Genomic DNA, 17159 nt, shown 5'->3' on the forward strand with positions numbered 1-17159 from the left:
GCTGCTGTCCACTGCCACGCGCGCCCCAGGGCCCGATGCCCTGGCCGCACGCCCTGCCTCACCACCCGGCGGCGGCCCGCAGCGGGCCCGCCGGTCCTGCTACCCCGCCGGCTCGCGCCGGCGGTTCACCTGGTTCATCGCCTTGGCCGCCCCCAGCACGCAGCACAGCCGGGTCGCCTCGGCCGCCCACTCGACGCAGGCCTCCAGCCTGTCGTCCTCGGCGCGCGGGAAGCGGCCGAGCACGTAGTCGGCTGGATCCACCTGCGCCGGCGGGCGGCCCACGCCCACGCGCAGGCGCGCGTAGTCGGGGGTGCCCACGTGGGCGTTGACGCTCTTCAGCCCGTTGTGCCCGCCGTGGCCACCGCCCACCTTGAGCTGGACCCGCAGGGGGTCGAGCTCCAGGTCGTCGTGGACCACCACCAGGTCCGCCGGGTCCAGCTTCCAGAACTTGAGCGCCGGCCCGACGGACTCGCCGGAGCGGTTCATGAAGGTCTGGGGCTTCATGATCCAGATCCGCTCGTCGCCGCTCCTGGCCTCGGCCAGCTCCGCCGCGAACTTCTTCACGGTGAAGCTGGCCCCGAGGAGACCCGCCAGGCGGTCGGCGACGTTCCAGCCGACGTTGTGGCGGGTCCTGGCGTAGGCGTCCCCGGGGTTGCCCAGGCCGACGACGAGCTTCACGGGGGCTACTTCTTCTTCGCGTCCTTGGCCGGGGCAGCCGCCGGAGCGGCACCACCCTTGGCGGCCGGGGCCGCGCCCGCGGCCGGAGCCGCGCCAGCAGCCGGAGCCGCGCCAGCGGCCGGGGCCGCACCCTCGGCGCCCGGGACGGCGGCGGCGACGGCGACGACCTCCTCCTTCTCCGGGATGGCCACGAAGGCCACCACGTAGTCGGTGGAGAACTTGAAGGTGCAGCCCTCGGGGGCCTTCACCTCGGAGATGTGGATGGACGCGCCCACCTTGAGCGGCGTGACGTCCACCTCGATCTTCTCCGGGATCTTGGTGGGGAGCGCCTGCACCACGATGGTGTGGGCCGACACCGAGAGGATGCCGCCCTCCAGGCTGCCGATCGACTTGCCGACGATGGACACCGGCACGGCCACCTTGACCGGCTCGTCGAGCTTCACCTCGAGGAAGTCGGCGTGCAGCAGGCGGCGGGTCACCGGGTCGACCTGGTAGTCCTTGAAGAGGACGAAGGTCTCGGTGCCCTCGACCTTGAGGGTCAGGAGGGTGTTGAACTTGCGGGGCGTGGCGATGGCCTCCATCAGGAGGCCGGGATCGACGGACAGGTGCGAGGGGGCGCCCTGCTTGCCGTAGCTGACGGCCGGGATGAGCCCCTTCTGGCGGAGGCGGCGGGCCGGGCCCTTGCCCTTGCCCTCGCGCTTCTCGGCGGTGAGAACGTTCTGCGACATGCGAGACCTCCCAATGGACTCGAGCCGGCCCCTCGAAGGGCTCGGGCGAGGGGCTGGCGCCGGTGAAGGCGGCTGCCCTGGGTGACGGTGAAAGGGGCCCGTGCGGCGGCTGCTCTGGACCCCAGGGAAGGCGGGTGATTAGCCGATCAGGCCGGGGTGGTCAAGCGGGCGGGGGGGCCTGGCCAGGCTGGGCGGTCGACCTGGGCCCGGGCGGGTCCGGCTTCCCCTCCGCGAAATACCTCCCGCCCGCCTCCGTAGGTGGAGCCACGAGCCACAAGGAGGCCGTCCCATGAAGTCCATCGTCACTGCGGTGCTGGTCGTGATCGTCGAAGCCGGGTTCCTCTTCAGCCTGGCCGCCGCGCCGAGCGTCGCCGATCAGGTCGCCGCGCCGGCCGGCGCCGAGGTGGCCCAGGCCGCCCGGCCCACGCCGCCCGCCCGCGGCTGAGCACGCTGGCACCCGAGCCGCCGGCCACCTGCTGGCCGGGGCTCCGGCGCGCAGCGCTCGTGATCGCCCCGGGCGCGCGGCTCCTCCGCCGAGACACCACCCCTCAGTCCGTCTCTCCTCGCGCGAGCTGGCTGGCCCTCTTGGGTGCCAGCAAACTCATACTCCAGTCGCGGTAACCCGCTGGAGTCAGTCCAAGGTGTCGATATCGCTCGAGGCGCACACCGCATCTGGTCGGCGCACACCGTGTGCTTCCTCAGTACAATCAGGCACATGGATCGGTTGACGCTCCGCGGCGTGTCGCGTAACCACGGGACACGTCTGTCCCTTGAACGCGGTTCACGTGCTCATCGGAGAGGCCTGCGCCACGGGGACCTACCTGGACCGGCACAGCAGCGGTCCAGGTCGAGGATGGGGTCAGGAGGACCTGTCCGAAACCCCGAGGCGTCCACCTGCAGCGTTCGAGGAGGACGCATGACGAAGCCGATGACGTCGAGTGGTGTGGTGTGGCTGGCTGCGGTCGCAGCCGGCCTGGTGCTCGTGGCCTGTGGCGGGAACGAAGTGAACGGCGCGGCGGTGACCGGCGTGGCGCTGTCCGACGCCCCGGTGACCGGGACCGTGACGCTGGCCGACTCGTCGGCCCAGCAGCAGCAGCGGCTGGTGGCCACCCGGGCGGATGGGTCCTTCTCCGTGGACGTGGCCGGGCTGACGCCGCCGTACATGCTGCGGGTGGAGTGGGCCGACGCCGCCGGGGCCAAGAAGCTCTACGCGGTGACCGAGGGCAACGAGAACCTGGACGTGAACCCCATCACCGACGTGGCCTTCGGCGCCGCCTCCGGCGGCAGCGACGACGAGCAGGTCTTCCAGACCTCCAGCTCCGACGACAAGCGGGAGGCCTCCACCCGGGCGAGCGCCCTGCTGGTGCAGCTGCGCAGCGTGCTGGCGCCGCTCTTCGAGCGGTACGGCATCACCGACCCCCGGGTCGACAAGGCCGCGGTGCGGGTCCTGCTCGAGGACGTGCGGGTGCGCCGCGACGACGGGGTGGTGACCGTCACCAACCGCGAGACCGGCAAGGTCATCTTCACCGGCCGGCTCAGCAACCTGGCCGCCGGCACCTTCACCGCCGCCAACATGCCGGCCGGCCCGGGCACCACCCCGCCGCCCACCACCACCGACGGCGCGGCGCTGTACGCCTCCAACTGCGCCTCCTGCCACGGCGGGCTGGCCTCCAGCCAGGTGCGCGGCGAGTCGGCCAGCTCCATCGCCGAGGCCATCGCCGAGAACGAGGGCGGCATGGGCACGGCGGCGCTGCGGGCCCTCAGCGGCACCCAGCTCTCCGCCATCGCCACCGCGCTGCGCTCCGGCACCACCCCGCCGGCCGCCTGCACCTACACCTACAGCGCCTGGTCCACCTGCAGCAGCGGCGCGCAGACCCGCACCGTGCTGGCCTCCGCGCCGGCCGGCTGCAGCGGCACGCCGGTGCTCTCGCAGGCCTGCGGCACCACCCCGCCGCCCGACGGCGCGGCGCTCTACACGCAGTACTGCGCCGGCTGCCACGGCACCTCGATGCTGGGCTCCTCGGCCAGCAGCATCCAGAGCGCCATCAACTCCAACCGGGGCGGCATGGGCACGGCGGCGCTGCGCGCCCTGACCCCGGCGCAGGTGGCGGCCATCGCCGCGGCGGGCAACCCGACCCCGGCGACCTGCAGCTCGTTCACCTACTCGGCCTACGGCGCCTGCCAGCCGAACAACACCCAGACCCGCAGCGTGCTGACCTCCTCGCCGGCCGGCTGCACCGGCGGCGCGCCGGTGACCAGCCAGGCCTGCACCTACGTGCCGCCGGTCACCACCTGCAGCTCGTTCACCTACTCGGCCTACGGCGCCTGCCAGCCGAACAACACCCAGACCCGCAGCGTGCTGACCTCCTCGCCGGCCGGCTGCACCGGCGGCGCGCCGGTGACCAGTCAGGCCTGCACCTACGTGCCGCCGGTCACGACCTGCAGCTCGTTCACCTACTCGGCCTACGGCGCCTGCCAGCCGAACAACACCCAGACCCGCAGCGTGCTGACCTCCTCGCCGGCCGGCTGCACCGGCGGCGCGCCGGTGACCATGCAGGCCTGCACCTACGTGCCGCCGGTCACCACCTGCAGCTCGTTCACCTACTCGGCCTACGGCGCCTGCCAGCCGAACAACACCCAGACCCGCAGCGTGCTGACCTCCTCGCCGGCCGGCTGCACCGGCGGCGCGCCGGTGACCATGCAGGCCTGCACCTACACCCCGCCGCTCGACGGCACGGCGCTCTACAACCAGTACTGCGCCGGGTGCCACGGCAACTCGAAGAAGGGCGCGTCGGCGAGCAGCACCCAGAGCGCCATCAACTCCAACCGGGGTGGCATGGGCTCGGCGGCGCTGCGCGCCCTGACCCCGGCCCAGCTGGCCGCCATCGCGGCGGCGCCGTAGCGGACCACGGGGCCGGGCTCCGGCCTGGCCCCGGTCTCCCGGCTGGTCCGCGCCCGCTCCGTGCGGGCCCGGGCCGGTCCGGGTGAACCAGCGACGCCCTGCCTCGCAGCCGCGGGGCGGGGCGTTTCTGGTGTGTGGTGGCAGGATGACGAGGGCGGCGAGGCGGCCAGGCGCGCCGCGGCGCCGCCGCGAGCGGAGGAGCAGGTGCAACTGGCCAGGTGGTTCGCGCTGCTGGTGGCGTCCTGCCTGGGCGCGGCGCCGGCCCGTGGCGACCAGGCCCGCGGCGCCACGCACGGCCCCCGGCCGGCGGCCGCGCCTGCGGGGGCTCCCGCCAGACCCGAGGCCGGCCGCCTCGCCATCTCGCCGGTGCGCCGCGACCCCGGCGGCGCGATCGGGGCCAGGCTGGTCGCCGCGCTGTGCGAGGCGCGCCCGTGCCTGGCAGGGGTGAAGGCCAGCGGCTCGCCCGGCCGCGACCTGGCCCGGACCCGCCGGCTCGGCGCGCAGGCCGTGCTGGTCGGCTCGGTCTGGACCGAGTCGGCGGGGCGCGTCCTCTCGCTGGCGCTCTTCACGAAGGGTGAACGACCGGCGCGGACCTGGACCCTGCCGCTCGGCCGCGACGGCCTGCCGCGGCCATCCGCGCTGGCCGGGGTGGCGCGCGACCTCGACGCGGTGCTGGGGGCGGGGCGCGGCGCCCCATCGACCCCGACCTCGACCTCGACCCCGACCTCGACCTCGACCCCGACCTCGACCCCGACCTCGACCCCGACCTCGACCTCGACCTCGACCTCGACCCCGACCCCGACCCCGACCTCGACCCCGACCTCGACCCCGACCTCGACCCCGACCCCGACCTCGACCCCGACCTCGACCTCCGTGTCTCCGCCTGCCGCGGCGGAGCGTGGCGCCCCCTCACCCCGGCCCTCTCCCCCAGCCAGCTGGGGGAGAGGGAGTGCGGATGCTCGCAGCCCTGCACCTGGCGGTCCGGCCCCAAGCAGCCCTGCCCCTCGCTGGCTCACCCTGGAGGCTGGCCTCGCCCCCTCCCGCCGCGCCCTCACCTTCCCGGGCGCCGGCACCGCCCCGGTCGGCTACACGGCCACCCTGCCTCTCACGCCGCGGCTCAGGCTCGAGGTCTTCCCGCTGGCCGCGGCCGGCGGCACGGCCGCCGGGCTGGGGCTCTTCGGCGACGGGGCCTGGCAGGGCGGCGTGGCGCTCCCGGGCGCGGCCGGGACGCATCGCGCCACCTTCCTCGAGCTGCGGGCCGGCCTGCTCTGGCGCGCCCGGGTGGGCCAGCGGCTGGTGCTGGTGCCCTGGGTGGGCTGGGGCCGCGAGTCCTTCCGGGTGGGCGCGGTGGGCGGCGCCGGCATCCCGGGGCTGCCCGACTCCCGGCTCGAGGGACCCACGGGCGGGCTCGACCTGGAGCGGCGCCTCGGGGCGGGACGGGTGACCGTGCTGGCCGGCGCGCGGCTGGCCTGGTGGCGCGACGCCCCCGACCTGGCCGGCGGGGCCGCCTTCTTCCCTGGCGGCAGCGCGCTCGGCCTGGGGGTGGAGGCCGGGGCGGAGGTCGCCCTCGGCGGGCCGCTCTCGGCGCGGCTGCTGGGCAGCTGGTCCGCCACCCGCTGGTCGCTGCCCACCGATCCGAGCGGCGCCTACCAGGTCCGCTCGGCGTGGGCCGAGGCCCTTGGCGGGCGGGTGGCGCTGCGGCTCTGCTGGTGAGGGGCCGGCCCTAGACGAACAGGCTCGACAGCGAGTCGCCGTGGTGGATGCGGCGGACCGCCTCGGCGAAGAGGCTGGCGCAGGAGAGCGCCTTGATCTTCGGGCAGGCGGCCGCGGCCGCCGAGAGCGGGATCGAGTCGGTCACCACGACCTCCTCGATGGGGCTCTTGATGATGCGCTCGACGGCCGGGCCGGAGAGCACCGCGTGGGTGGCGTAGGCGTAGACCTTGGCCGCGCCCTTGTCGACCAGGGCGTTGGCGGCCTGGGTCAGGGTGCCGGCGGTGTCGATCATGTCGTCGAGCAGCACCGTCACCTTGCCGTTGACGTCGCCGATGACGTTCAGCACCTCGGCCACGTTGGCCTTGAGGCGCCGCTTGTCCACGATGCCCAGGCCGGCGCCCAGCCGCTTCGAGTAGGCGCGGGCGCGCTCCACGCCGCCGGCGTCGGGCGAGACGATGATCAGGTCGTCGGTCTTGCCCTCGAACCGCTTCTTCATGTGGTCGAGCAGCACCGGCGCGCCGTAGAGGTGGTCGAAGGGGATGTTGAAGAAGCCCTGGATCTGTCCGGCGTGCATGTCCATCGACACCACGCGGGTGGCGCCGGCCGCCACCAGCAGGTCGGCCACCAGCTTGGCGGTGATGGGGCTGCGCGAGGCCACCTTGCGGTCCTGGCGGGCGTAGCCGTAGTAGGGGATGACCGCGTTGATGGTGCCGGCCGACGCGCGCTTGAGCGCGTCGATCATGATGAGCAGCTCCATCAGGTTGGAGTTGGCGTCCTGGCAGGTGGACTGGATGATGTAGGTGTCGAGGCCGCGGATGTTCTCGCCGATCTCCACCTGGATCTCGCCGTCCGAGAAGCGGCCCACCATGCACTGCGACAGGGGCTTGCCCAGCGCCTGCGAGATGGCCTCGGCCAGCCTCCGGTTGGAGTTGCCGGCGAAGAGCTTGTAGTCGGAGCGATTGCCGTTGCTGGACATCGAGCCTCCGGATGGGGTGCGAGGGGGCTCATAGCAGGCGGAGGCCCACCCGTCGACCGCCGAATCCGCCCTCCCGCTGGCCGGATCCAGCGTGGCGGAGGGCGCCGGACGCGGTCAGTCGGCGTGGGGGTCGGTGCCGGTGGCCCGCGGCGTCTCGGCGCCCCTGAGCTCGCGGTCGTAGGCCGCCAGGATGGCCCGCTCGAACCGCTCGCGCGTCTCGGCGTTGAGCGGGTGGGCGATGTCCTTGAAGGTGCCGTCCTTGCGCCGCTTGGCCGGCATGGCCACGAACAGCCCGGCGGTGCCGTGGATGACCTTCAGGTCGCGCACCACGAAGCAGTCGTCGAGGGTGACGGTGACGTAGGCGCGCAGCTTCTCCTCGTTCACCGGGAAGACGCGGACCTCGGTGATCTCCATGGCGACACCCTCGGCGGCCGCTGCACCGTCCGTGCGACGAGGACCCGGACGCCCGGGCCCTCGACAGCCTGCACCGCCGAGGCCGCGCGCCGGGCGGCGGCCCGACCGGCGAAGAGCCCGTAGACGGTGGGGCCGCTGCCGGACAGCAGCGCCACCTCGGCGCCGGCGCCCACCAGGGAACCCAGCAGCGGTCCTAAGGCGGGGCGGTGGGCCACGCAGCCGCCCTGGAGGTCGTTCCCCGCCTGGGTCGGCCGGAAGGGCCCTGCGGGGCGGCGCAGGCGGGGCGCCGGCCGGCCGGCGCGGGCCTCGTCGAGCCAGCGGTAGGCCTCACCGGCCCGGATGGCCAGGGCCGGATCACGCGGGTAGGCCAGCACCAGGTGCAGCGGCGGGACCTCGGCGGGGGTGAGCCGCTCGCCGCGCCCGGCGGCCCAGGCGGGGCCCGGGCCGAGGAAGAAGGGGACGTCCGAGCCGATGGCGAGCCCCACCTCGGCGAGCGCCGCCGCGTCCCGCACCCCGAAGGCCCGGGCCAGGCAGCGCAGCACCGCCGCGGCGTCGGAGGAGCCGCCCCCCAGCCCCGCCGTCACCGGCGTGCGCTTCTGGATGGTGACGGCCACCCCGCGGTCCACGCCGAAGCGCCGCCGGAAGGCCTCGGCCGCGCGGGCCGCCAGGTTGCCCGGGCCCGCCAGGTCCGGGTGGCCCGGCGTGCGGCAGGTGACCGGCCCGGCGCGCGCCGCCACCCGCACCTCGATCCCGTCGCCGAGGTCGAGCGGGACCAGCAGGCTGACGAGATCGTGGAAGCCGTCGGCCCTGAGCGGGCCGACCTTGAGGACGAGGTTCACCTTGGCGGGGGCGAGCGTGACGAGGCGCACCGCCCCTCTCTACCACCCCGCCGCACCGGTGGTGGCGTGTGGCCGGCCCGCCCCCGTCCGCCCTCATCCGCCCCACGGTCACGCCGTACCGCGGGGTGGGGACAACCCAGGCGGCCGCCGCGGGGCCTCGGGCCCGAAGGGCCGCCCAGCAGGCCGATCCGTGTTCACGCTGCGTCCAGGCGGCTGGTCCGCCCGGTGCAGTGGGGTGAGGCCGGAGGCTCCACGATGTCCTGCCCACACGCCAAGCGGTGCACCCTGCACGACCAGCTGGGGACCAGGAGCGCGCTCACCGTCTGGCAGACGCTCTTCTGCGACAGCGGCTTCGACCGGTGCGTCCGCTACCGGCTGACGCTGGCGGGGGCGGCGGTGCCGCCGGACCTGTTGCCCGACGGCCGCTCCCGCCTGCCGCCGGAGCGGCCGGTCGCCAAGGGCTGAGCCGAAGGCCGCCGCCCGCCACCGCCCCGCGCCGCGCTGCGGCACGCCACCCGAGGTCGCCCCGGCGCCCTGGCGGCGCTGCTAGAGTGGCGCGCCATGCCCCCCGCCTACGACACCCAGGTCCTCATCTCGGAGGCCCAGATCCGCGAGCGCATCGCCGAGCTGGGCCGCGACATCGCCGCGCAGCACACCGGCAAGCGGCTGGTCTGCGTCGGCGTGCTGAAGGGCAGCTTCATGTTCCTGGCCGACCTGGTGCGGGCCATCCCGCTGCCGGAGCTGGAGGTGGACTTCATCGGCGTCTCCTCCTACCAGGGCACCCAGTCCACCGGCGTGGTGCGCATCACCACCGACCTGGCCCGCAGCATCGAGGGCGAGGACGTGCTGCTGGTGGAGGACATCGTCGACACCGGCCTGACCATCCGCTACCTGCTCGACAACCTGGCCACCCGGCGCCCGCGCACCCTCAAGGTGGCGGCCCTGCTGGAGAAGCCGGCCCGGGCCAAGGTCCAGGTGCCCGTCGACTTCCGGGGCTTCACCATCGAGGACCGCTTCGTGGTGGGCTACGGGCTGGACTACGACGGCCGGCTCCGCAACCTGCCCCACGTGGCGCTGCTGCATCTCAGGTGACGGGGGCCCCCGGCGGAGGGGTCCGCCACCCCCGGCCAGATAGGCGCGAACCCGCCGGGGCGGGTGTACCATCGCCTGGACATGTCCCCTTTCTTCGCGCGCAACGGCGCGGGCGAGCTCCTCGCCCGCTACAGCTTCATCGAGCCCCTGCTGGAGGGGCGGCGGGTCCTCGAGCTCGGGGCGGCCGCCGCCACCGACGGCGCCAGCGCCCTCCTGCTGGCCGATCGCGGCGCCGCGGCGGTGCTGAGCGTGGAGGCCGACGAGGCCGACCTGGCCCAGGCCCGGCGGGCCGGCCACCACCCGTTCGTGCGCTTCGAGGCGCTGGACGTCGGCACCCTCAAGCCCGGCGCCTTCGACCTGATCCTGCTGGCCGACGGCGCCCCCCTGGCCGCCGACCTGGCCAGGCTGGCGGCGCTGCGGCGGCTCCTGGCCGACGGCGGCCACCTGGTGACCGCCCTGTCGGCGCCCGACGGCCACACCCTGGCCGACCTGGCGGGCCAGCCGGAGCCGCTGCTGGCCCCGCCCTACCAGGACTTCGTGGCCGCGCTGGTGGAGCACTTCCCCTCGGTGGAGGTGGCCACGCTGTCGGCCTCGGTGGGCTACGCGGTGGTGCTGCCCCCGCCGGGCGGCGGCGAGCCCGACGTGAGCGTGGACGGCTCGCACGCCGGCGAGGCCGAGGCGGCCGGCTGGATCGCCATCTGCGGCGACGACGCCACCGGCCTGTCCGGCCTGACGCTGGCGGCCATGCCGTCGCGGGACCTGCTGGAGGCGGCGGCGGCGGCGCGGCGCGCGGCGGCGGAGGCGCGGGCCGAGGGCGAGGCCGCGCTGGCCGAGGCCCAGCGGGTGGAGCAGGAGGTCCGGGGCGCGGCCGAGCGGTCGGCGGCCGAGCTGGCCGAGGTGCTGGCCGAGCGCGACGCCCTGCGCGCCGAGCGCCAGGGGTTGCTCTCGGAGCGCGAGGCGGCCTCCCAGGAGCGCGAGGGGCTGGCGCAGGACCGCGACGCCGCCCTCACCGCCGAGGCCGAGGCGAGGGCCGAGGCGGAGCGGCTGGCGGGTCAGCTCGAGGCCGCCGGCGCTGAGCGCGACGGCCTGGCGGCGTCCGACGCCGCGGCGCGCGCCGAGCTCGAGGCGCTGCGGCGGGAGCTGGCGGCGGCCCAGGGCGAGGCCACCCTGGCGGTGGAGCGGCAGCAGCGCGACGTGGCCGCGGCCCTGGCCGGCACGGCCGCGGCGGTGGAGCGGGCCCAGGGCGAGCTGGCGGCGGCCCTGGCGCAGGCGGTGGCGGCGCGCGACGAGGCCGTGGAGGGTGCACGGCGCGAGGTCGAGGCGGCCCGGGCCGAGGGGGCCGGCTCGGTGGAGCGGCTCAAGGGCGAGCTCACCTCCACCGCCGAGCGGCTGCGCGGCGCCGAGGCGCTCTGCGACGCCGAGCGCGAGGCCGGGCACGCCGCCCGGGCCGACGCCGAGCGCTTCGGGCAGGTGCTGGCGCTGCGCGAGCGCGAGGTGGGCGACCTGCGGGGGCAGGTGGACGGGCTGCAGCGGCGGGTGGCCGAGGCCGAGCTGGAGGCCTCGCGTGTCGGCGAGGAGCGGACCCGGGCCGTCACCGAGCTGGCCGGCAGCTCCGGCGCCATGCACGAGGCGCAGGCGGCGCTGCAGGCCGCCCGGGCCGAGGCGCAGGCGGGCCACAGCGCCCTGGCGTCGGCCCTGGGTCGGGCCGACCAGGCCGAGGCGCGGGTCGAGGCGCTGGAGGAGGAGCTGGAGCGGCGGCAGGGGCAGCAGGGGGTGGTGCACGCCGAGGTCGAGGCGGCCCAGCGGCTGGCCGACCAGGTCCGGGCCGAGGCGGCGGCGCAGGTGGAGGCCGGCCGCGCCGAGCTTGAGCAGGCCAGGCAGGAGGCGGCCCGCTTCCGGGCCGAGGTGGACGGGCTGCGCGAGCAGGCGGTGACGGCCCGCAGCGAGGCCGACGTGGCCCACCGGGTGATCGACACCGCCCGCGGCGAGGCGCTGCGCGCCGACCAGGCGCTGGCGGCGGCGCGCGCCCAGGCGGGCGCGGCGGCGGAGGCGGTGGCGGCGGTGGCAGCGGCCCGCGCGGAGGCCGAGGCGGCACGCGCGGAGACCGAGCGGGCCCGCGCAGAGGCCGAGGCTGCCCGCGCCGGGCTGGCGGCCGCCCGCGGCGAGGTGGGCGGACGGGAGGCCGCGCTGGCCGAGGCCCGCGGCGAGCTCGAGGCCCTGCGCGCCGGGCAGGCGGAGCAGGCGGCCCAGGCCGCGGAGCTGACCCGGGAGCTGGCGGCGCAGCGCGAGATCGGCCGCCAGGCCGGCCAGTCGGCCGAGGCCGCCAGGCAGGCGGCGGCGGCCGGCGAGGCGGCCCTGGCGGCGCGGGAGGCCGAGGCCCAGGCGGCGGCGGAGGCGGCCGGGCAGGCGCTGGAGGAGGCGCGCGCCCGGGCCGAGGCGGCCGAGCGGGGGGCGGCGGAGGCCAGGGCGCGCGCCGCCGAGCAGCAGGCGCGGGCCGAGGCAGCCGAGGCCAGGGCCACCGAGGCCACGGCGCAGGTGGAGGCGGCCGAGGGGCGGGCCAGCCAGGCCGGCAGCCGCGAGGAGGAGTCGGCGGCGCTGGCCGGGCGGGCCGAGGCGCTCTCGGCCGAGGTGATCGGGCTCAGGGCGGCCGAGGCGGAGCTGGCGGCCGAGCGCGAGGCGCTGCAGGCGGGGCTGGTCGACGCGCAGGCCCGCCTCGATGCCGAGAGCGAGCGGCGCGGACAGGCGGAGGCGCGGGCCGCAGAGGCCCTGGCCCTGGCGGACGAGGCGGCCGAGGCGCGCCGGCAGGCCGAGGCGCGCGCCGGCGAGGCGGCAGCACAGGCCAGCCAGGCCGAGGTGCGCGCCAGCCAGGCCGAGGCGCGCGGGGAGGGGCAGGTGGCGGCCGCGGGCCAGCTCGACGGGCTGCAGCAGGCGCTGGCGGCGGCCGAGGAGGCGCGCCGGGTGGTGGAGGCCGAGCTGGCGGCGGCCCGCACCGCGCAGGAGGTGGCCGAGGGGAGCGCGGCGGAGATCGACGCCGAGCTGCAGGCCATCCGCTGGGAGAAGGAGGAGATCGAGCAGCGGCTGCAGGCGGCGCTGGCGGCCCAGGCCGCCACCCAGGCCCTGCCTCCGCCGGACCTGACGCGGGTGCGCGACGAGGTGGCCGCGCGCACCGCCGAGGCGGTGGGGCTGCGCAAGGAGGTGGCCCGGCTGGAGGCGGTGGTCCGCGAGCTGACCAGCGGTCCGGGGCCGCTCGACGGCGGCGCCGACCAGGCCGCGCTGGCCGCCGCCGAGGCGCGCGCCTCGCAGGCGGAGTCGCGGCTGGTGGAGATGGCGCGCCGCTCGGCCGAGGCCGACGCCCGGGCCAGCGAGGCCGCGGCACGGGCCCACGCCGCCGAGGCGGGGCTGGCGGCGCTGGCCGCGCCGGGCGCGGACCAGGGCGGCGAGGCCGGGCTGGCCCGGCTGCGCGAGGAGCGCGAGGCGCTGGCGGCGGCGGTGGCGGAGCGCGACACCCGCATCACCCGGCTGCAGCGCGAGGTGGCCGACAAGACCGACCGGCTGGGCCGGCTGGCCAAGGAGATGGGCGAGCTCAAGGCCAAGGGGCTGGGGAAGATCTTCAGGTAGACGCCTGCCCGCGCCGCGGGCACCTGCCCGGCGCGGGGGCAGCCGGCGGGCGCCTCGCCGTCCGGCTGCCCAGGTGGCGCCCAGGCGCCCGGGCCGGGCCGCATCCTCCCTGTCGCACCCGAAGGCTCGGTGTTATCTTCCGGCCCCGTGAGCGAAGCCAACCGCCGGTACGAGAGGATCGAGATCGAGCTGCCGGTCCGGCTCTTCGTCCCGGGCGCCGGCGGGCTCCGCTTCGAGGCCTCCTTCACCTCGCGCAACCTGGGGCTGGGCGGGGTCTTCGTCTCCTCCGGCTTCCTCCTGCCGGAGGGGATGGCGCTCTACGCCGAGCTGCGGCTGCCGGCCGGGCCGCTGGCGGTCCGTTCCCGGGTGGCCCACGTGGTGGGCCACGGCCACCCCGAGCTGGAGACCGGCCTGGGGATCGAGTTCCTGGAGCTGGACGCCCGCGGCCGCGAGGCGCTGCTGCGCTACTTCACGCCGGCCGGCTACCAGGCCTTCCACGCCGCGCTGCTGGCCGAGTTCCCGCACCTGGGCCGCGACCTGCCGCTGGACGACGTGGCGCTGGTGCTGAACCTCTGGGAGGAGTGGAAGGTGCGCCGCGAGGGTGGCCCGGCCTCCATCGCCTCGGGCGCCCCGCCCGCCACGCCGCGCCGCGGCCCGGCGCCGCCCTCGCCCGCCCGCCCCGCCGCGGCCCCGCGCCGGCCGCGCGGCCGCTGACCCAGGCTCCCGAGGAGACCATGACCCCGGTCCGGCTGGCCCTGCTCTGGCACATGCACCAGCCGCTCTACCGGGAGCCGGAGACCGGCGAGTACCTGATGCCCTGGGTGCGGCTGCACGCCACCCGCGCCTACTACGACATGGCGTGGATCCTGGACCGCCACCCGGGCGTGCGCTGCACCGTCAACTTCACGCCGGTGCTGCTGGAGCAGCTGGAGGACTACGTCAGCGGCGTGGCCCGCGACCGCTTCCTGGACCTGACCGCCCGCCCCTCGGCCGACCTCTCGCTCGACGAGCGGGAGGCGGTGCTGCGCCAGTTCTTCATGGTCGACTGGGAGACCATGATCCGCCCGCTGCCGCGCTACTGGGAGCTCCTGCACCGGCGCGGCCGCGACCTGCGCCTGGTGGACCTGCCGCGCGCCGCCCGGGCCTTCACCGAGCAGGAGCTGACCGACCTGCAGGTGCTCTTCAACCTGGCCTGGGTCGGCTTCGGCGGCCTGCACGACGACCCCGGCCTGGCGGCGCTGCGGGTCAAGGGCCAGAACTTCGAGCAGGCCGACGTGGAGTACCTGCTGGCGGCCCAGCGGCGCCTCATGGAGCAGGTGGTGCCGCGCTGGAAGGCGCTGGCCGAGCGCGGCCAGGTGGAGCTCTCCAGCACGCCCTACTACCACCCCATCCTGCCGCTGGTCTGCGACACCGACGCGGCCCGCCGGGCCCTGCCCGGCCTGCAGCTGCCGCCGCGCTTCCAGCGCCCGGAGGACGCCCGCTGGCACGTGCGCGAGGCCATGACCAGCCACGCCGCCCGCTTCGGCGCGCCGCCGGCCGGCATGTGGCCCGCCGAGGGCTCGGTCTCGCCCGAGGCGCTCGAGGTGCTGGCCTCCGAGGGGGTGGGCTGGGCCGCCTCGGACGAGGGCGTGCTGCTGCACTCGCTGCCGCCCGACGCCACCCGGCTGCGCTCGCTCTACCGCCCCTGGCGCGTCGCCGCCGGGCCGGGGCGCGAGCTGGGCATGCTGTTCCGCGACCGGCCGCTCTCCGACCTGATCGGCTTCACCTACGCGCGCGCCGTGGCCAAGGAGGCGGTGGCCGACTTCCTCAACCGGGTCCAGGCCATCGGCGACGCCTGGGCGCGCGACGGCCAGCAGGGGCCGGCCACGGTGGGCGTCTTCCTCGACGGCGAGAACGCCTGGGAGCACTACGACGGCTCCGGGCTGGCCTTCCTCGACACCTTCTACGGCGCCCTCGAGTCCTCGCCCGGGGTCACCACCACCACGGTGGGCGACGCGGTGAAGGACGCGCCCGGCCCGGCGGTGGCGCGCATCCACTCCGGCTCCTGGATCGAGGCCTCCTACCGCATCTGGATCGGCCACCACGAGGACCGCCAGGGCTGGACGGCGCTGGGCAAGGCGCGCGACGCGGTGGCGGCCGCCGCGCAGGCCGGCGCCACCGACCCGGCGCGGCTGGCCCGGGCCACCCGCCACTGCTACGCGGCCGAGGGCTCCGACTGGTTCTGGTGGTACGGCGACGACTTCGGCTCCGAGCAGCTGGCGGAGTTCGACGCGCTCTTCCGCGGCCACGTGGTGCAGGCGGCGCTGCTGGCCGGCGCCAGCCCGCCGGCCGAGGCGCTCGAGCCCATCAAGCACGTGGTGAGCACCTCGCTCTCGGCCGAGGCCAAGCCGCTGCGCGAGCCCACCCTGCTCCTGACGCCCATCCTGGACGGCCGCGAGACCGACTTCTACGAGTGGCAGGGCTCCGGCCTCTACCGGCCGGGACAGACCCGCGGCTCGATGTACGGCGGGGCCCAGGCCTTCGCCCTGCTGCGCTTCGGCTTCGACCTCTCCGCGCTGCACCTCCGGCTCGACCCGGCCGAGTCGCCCGGCCGCGCCGCCGAGGTGGGCAACCACGTGCGCGTCGAGGTCCTGGCCCGCGACCGGCAGGTGGAGGTGGACTTCGAGATCCTGCCGGACGGCCAGGTGCGCGCCGGCCGCGCCCCGGGCGGCCGCGAGGCCGGCCAGGCGGCCTTCCAGGAGGTGCTGGAGATCTCCATCCCCTTCGCCGCCCTCGGCGTGGGGCCGGGCGACAAGGTGGCGCTGGCGCTGCACGTGCTGCGCTCCATGGTCGAGGTGGAGCGGCTGCCGCGGTACGGGTTCGTCAACCTGGCGGCGCCGGACGCCGACTTCGAGGGCGTCAACTGGCGCGTGTAGGTCCCGGGGCCATCTCGGGTATGCTGCGCCGCCGTGAAGCCACTGTCCGCAGCCCGGGGCCGCTCGGCCCTGGGCGTCCTCTTCCTCGTCGTCTTCGTCGACCTGCTCGGCTTCGGGATGGTCATCCCGGTGATGGCCCTCTACGCCAAGCACCTGGGCGCGGCCGAGTGGTCCACCGGCTGGCTCTCGACCGGCTTCTCGCTCATGCAGCTGGGGTTCGCGCCGGTGTGGGGCGTGCTCTCCGACCGCATCGGCCGACGCCCCGTCCTGCTCCTCTCCATCGCCATGACCGGCGTGGCCTTCCTGGGCTACGCGCTGGCGCCCACCTTCGCCTGGCTGCTGGCCTCGCGCCTCTTCGCCGGCGCCGCCACCGCCAACATCGCCATCGCCCAGGCCTACGTGGCCGACGTGACCACGCCGGAGGGGCGCGCCAAGGGCATGGGCGTCATCGGCGCGGCCTTCGGCCTGGGCTTCGTCTTCGGCCCCGCCATCGGCGCCTGGCTCTCCGGCTACTCGCTGGCCTGGCCCGGCCTGGCCGCGGCCGGGCTCTCGGCGGTCAACCTGGTGGGGGCCTGGTTCCTCCTGCCGGAGCCGGCCGCCCGCAGCCAGGCCGGCGCCGAGCTGAAGCACCGCATGGGCGCGCTGCTGGAGGCGCTGACCCGCCCCGGCATCCGCCGCCTGCTGGTGATCTTCTTCCTGGTCACCGGGGCCTTCAGCGCCATGGAGGCCACCTACGCCTTCCTGGCGGAGGCCTACTACGGCCTCGACCACCGCGGGGTGATGCTCTCCTTCCTGGTCATCGGGGTGTTCGTGGTGATCGTGCAGGGCGGCCTGATCGGCCCGCTGACGCGCGCCCTCGGCGAGCGGCGGCTGCTGATCATCGGGGCCACCATGCAGGCCGGCTCGCTCCTCTGGCTGCCCTTCGCCCACGGCTGGTTCCCGGCCGACGCGGCCCTGCCCGGCTGGCTGTCGCCCGGCTTCATCGAGCTGGCGGTGGCCTCGGCGCCGCTGGCCATCGGCAGCGGGCTCACCTCGCCGGCGCTCTCGGCGCTGCTCTCCCGCATGTCCCGGGCCGAGGCCCAGGGCGGCACCCTGGGGGTCGGCCAGGCCGCCTCGGCGCTGGGCCGGGTGCTCGGCCCCATCAGCGGCACCGCCAGCTACGCGCACGCGCCGGTGGCGTCGCACGCCTGGCCCTACGTGGGCGGGGCGGTCCTCATGCTGGTCTCCGCGCTCATCGGCCTGACCATGCGGGCGCGCCCGGCGCCCGACGAGGCGAGGTAGGAT

General features: G+C 76.2%; 14 protein-coding genes and 2 pseudogenes. 11 read left to right on the top strand and 5 right to left on the bottom strand.

Annotated features, from left to right (window positions below; genetic code table 11):
* Positions 1-99 precede the first annotated feature (99 nt).
* Together IPO09_01370 and IPO09_01375 are read right to left on the bottom strand one after the other, a co-directional pair.
* Positions 100-678 carry an aminoacyl-tRNA hydrolase gene (locus tag IPO09_01370; protein MBK9516003.1) on the bottom strand — a complete coding sequence of 193 codons (579 nt, stop codon included), beginning with the start codon at positions 676-678 and terminating at the stop codon, positions 100-102.
* 5 nt (positions 679-683) lie between these two features.
* Positions 684-1406: a 50S ribosomal protein L25/general stress protein Ctc gene (locus tag IPO09_01375; GenBank protein ID MBK9516004.1), complete on the bottom strand. Its 723-nt coding sequence runs from the start codon at positions 1404-1406 to the stop codon at positions 684-686.
* A 289-nt stretch (positions 1407-1695) separates the two neighbouring features.
* Between IPO09_01375 and IPO09_01380 the strand changes: the two genes are divergently transcribed.
* The 5 genes and pseudogenes from IPO09_01380 to IPO09_01400 all read left to right on the top strand — a co-directional run bounded on the left by IPO09_01380 (position 1696) and on the right by IPO09_01400 (position 6021).
* Positions 1696-1851, top strand: a complete 156-nt coding sequence (locus IPO09_01380; GenBank protein ID MBK9516005.1) for a hypothetical protein — start codon at positions 1696-1698, stop codon at positions 1849-1851.
* Positions 1852-2121: 270 nt separating this feature from the next.
* A pseudogene (locus IPO09_01385) lies at positions 2122-3207 on the top strand (cytochrome c).
* Positions 3190-3525, top strand: a pseudogene (locus IPO09_01390) (cytochrome c). Before IPO09_01385 ends, IPO09_01390 begins: the two co-directional pseudogenes overlap by 18 nt.
* Before the next feature lie 432 nt (positions 3526-3957).
* A complete protein-coding gene (locus IPO09_01395; GenBank protein MBK9516006.1) occupies positions 3958-4308 on the top strand; it encodes a cytochrome c in 351 nt (116 codons plus the stop codon).
* Between the two features lie 204 nt (positions 4309-4512).
* The gene (locus tag IPO09_01400; protein MBK9516007.1) at positions 4513-6021 is read left to right on the top strand and encodes a hypothetical protein; all 1509 of its coding nucleotides are present in this window, start codon (positions 4513-4515) and stop codon (positions 6019-6021) included.
* Positions 6022-6031: 10 nt separating this feature from the next.
* Here IPO09_01400 and IPO09_01405 read toward each other — a convergent pair whose 3' ends face one another.
* The 3 genes from IPO09_01405 to ispE form a co-directional block, all read right to left on the bottom strand.
* Positions 6032-6997 carry a ribose-phosphate pyrophosphokinase gene (locus IPO09_01405; GenBank protein ID MBK9516008.1) on the bottom strand — a complete coding sequence of 322 codons (966 nt, stop codon included), beginning with the start codon at positions 6995-6997 and terminating at the stop codon, positions 6032-6034.
* Between the two features lie 114 nt (positions 6998-7111).
* A complete protein-coding gene (spoVG, locus tag IPO09_01410; GenBank protein ID MBK9516009.1) occupies positions 7112-7411 on the bottom strand; it encodes a septation regulator SpoVG in 300 nt (99 codons plus the stop codon).
* Positions 7378-8280: a 4-(cytidine 5'-diphospho)-2-C-methyl-D-erythritol kinase gene (ispE, locus tag IPO09_01415; GenBank protein MBK9516010.1), complete on the bottom strand. Its 903-nt coding sequence runs from the start codon at positions 8278-8280 to the stop codon at positions 7378-7380. Before ispE ends, spoVG begins: the two co-directional genes overlap by 34 nt.
* A 225-nt stretch (positions 8281-8505) precedes the next feature.
* Here ispE and IPO09_01420 point away from each other — a divergent pair, with 225 nt between their 5' ends.
* The 6 genes from IPO09_01420 (at position 8506) to IPO09_01445 (ending at position 17156) form a co-directional block, all read left to right on the top strand.
* Positions 8506-8715 (top strand): hypothetical protein, encoded by a 210-nt coding sequence (locus IPO09_01420; protein MBK9516011.1) that lies wholly within the window; start codon positions 8506-8508, stop codon positions 8713-8715.
* 96 nt (positions 8716-8811) lie between these two features.
* Complete coding sequence (gene hpt / locus IPO09_01425; protein ID MBK9516012.1) at positions 8812-9342, top strand: hypoxanthine phosphoribosyltransferase; 531 nt, start codon at positions 8812-8814, stop codon at positions 9340-9342.
* 81 nt (positions 9343-9423) lie between these two features.
* Positions 9424-12960, top strand: a complete 3537-nt coding sequence (locus IPO09_01430; GenBank protein ID MBK9516013.1) for a hypothetical protein — start codon at positions 9424-9426, stop codon at positions 12958-12960.
* Positions 12961-13107: 147 nt separating this feature from the next.
* A complete protein-coding gene (locus tag IPO09_01435) occupies positions 13108-13674 on the top strand; it encodes a PilZ domain-containing protein (GenBank protein ID MBK9516014.1) in 567 nt (188 codons plus the stop codon).
* A gap of 20 nt (positions 13675-13694) precedes the next feature.
* Complete coding sequence (locus tag IPO09_01440; protein MBK9516015.1) at positions 13695-15875, top strand: glycoside hydrolase; 2181 nt, start codon at positions 13695-13697, stop codon at positions 15873-15875.
* A gap of 117 nt (positions 15876-15992) precedes the next feature.
* Positions 15993-17156 carry an MFS transporter gene (locus IPO09_01445; protein MBK9516016.1) on the top strand — a complete coding sequence of 388 codons (1164 nt, stop codon included), beginning with the start codon at positions 15993-15995 and terminating at the stop codon, positions 17154-17156.
* The last annotated feature ends 3 nt before the right edge of the window (positions 17157-17159 follow it).

The sequence above is a fragment of the Anaeromyxobacter sp. genome (genome assembly GCA_016718565.1).
Classification (GTDB): Bacteria; Myxococcota; Myxococcia; order Myxococcales; family Anaeromyxobacteraceae; genus JADKCZ01.

Excerpts from the sequence above, each read along its gene's own strand:
- IPO09_01375 (MBK9516004.1), bottom strand. The coding sequence starts at position 1,406 with ATGTCGCAGAACGTTCTCACCGCCGAGAAGCGCGAGGGCAAGGGCAAG.
- IPO09_01380 (MBK9516005.1), top strand. The coding sequence starts at position 1,696 with ATGAAGTCCATCGTCACTGCGGTGCTGGTCGTGATCGTCGAAGCCGGG.
- IPO09_01395 (MBK9516006.1), top strand. The coding sequence starts at position 3,958 with ATGCAGGCCTGCACCTACGTGCCGCCGGTCACCACCTGCAGCTCGTTC.
- IPO09_01405 (MBK9516008.1), bottom strand. The coding sequence starts at position 6,997 with ATGTCCAGCAACGGCAATCGCTCCGACTACAAGCTCTTCGCCGGCAAC.
- spoVG (MBK9516009.1), bottom strand. The coding sequence starts at position 7,411 with ATGGAGATCACCGAGGTCCGCGTCTTCCCGGTGAACGAGGAGAAGCTG.
- IPO09_01420 (MBK9516011.1), top strand. The coding sequence starts at position 8,506 with ATGTCCTGCCCACACGCCAAGCGGTGCACCCTGCACGACCAGCTGGGG.
- hpt (MBK9516012.1), top strand. The coding sequence starts at position 8,812 with ATGCCCCCCGCCTACGACACCCAGGTCCTCATCTCGGAGGCCCAGATC.
- IPO09_01430 (MBK9516013.1), top strand. The coding sequence starts at position 9,424 with ATGTCCCCTTTCTTCGCGCGCAACGGCGCGGGCGAGCTCCTCGCCCGC.
- IPO09_01440 (MBK9516015.1), top strand. The coding sequence starts at position 13,695 with ATGACCCCGGTCCGGCTGGCCCTGCTCTGGCACATGCACCAGCCGCTC.
- IPO09_01445 (MBK9516016.1), top strand. The coding sequence starts at position 15,993 with ATGGTCATCCCGGTGATGGCCCTCTACGCCAAGCACCTGGGCGCGGCC.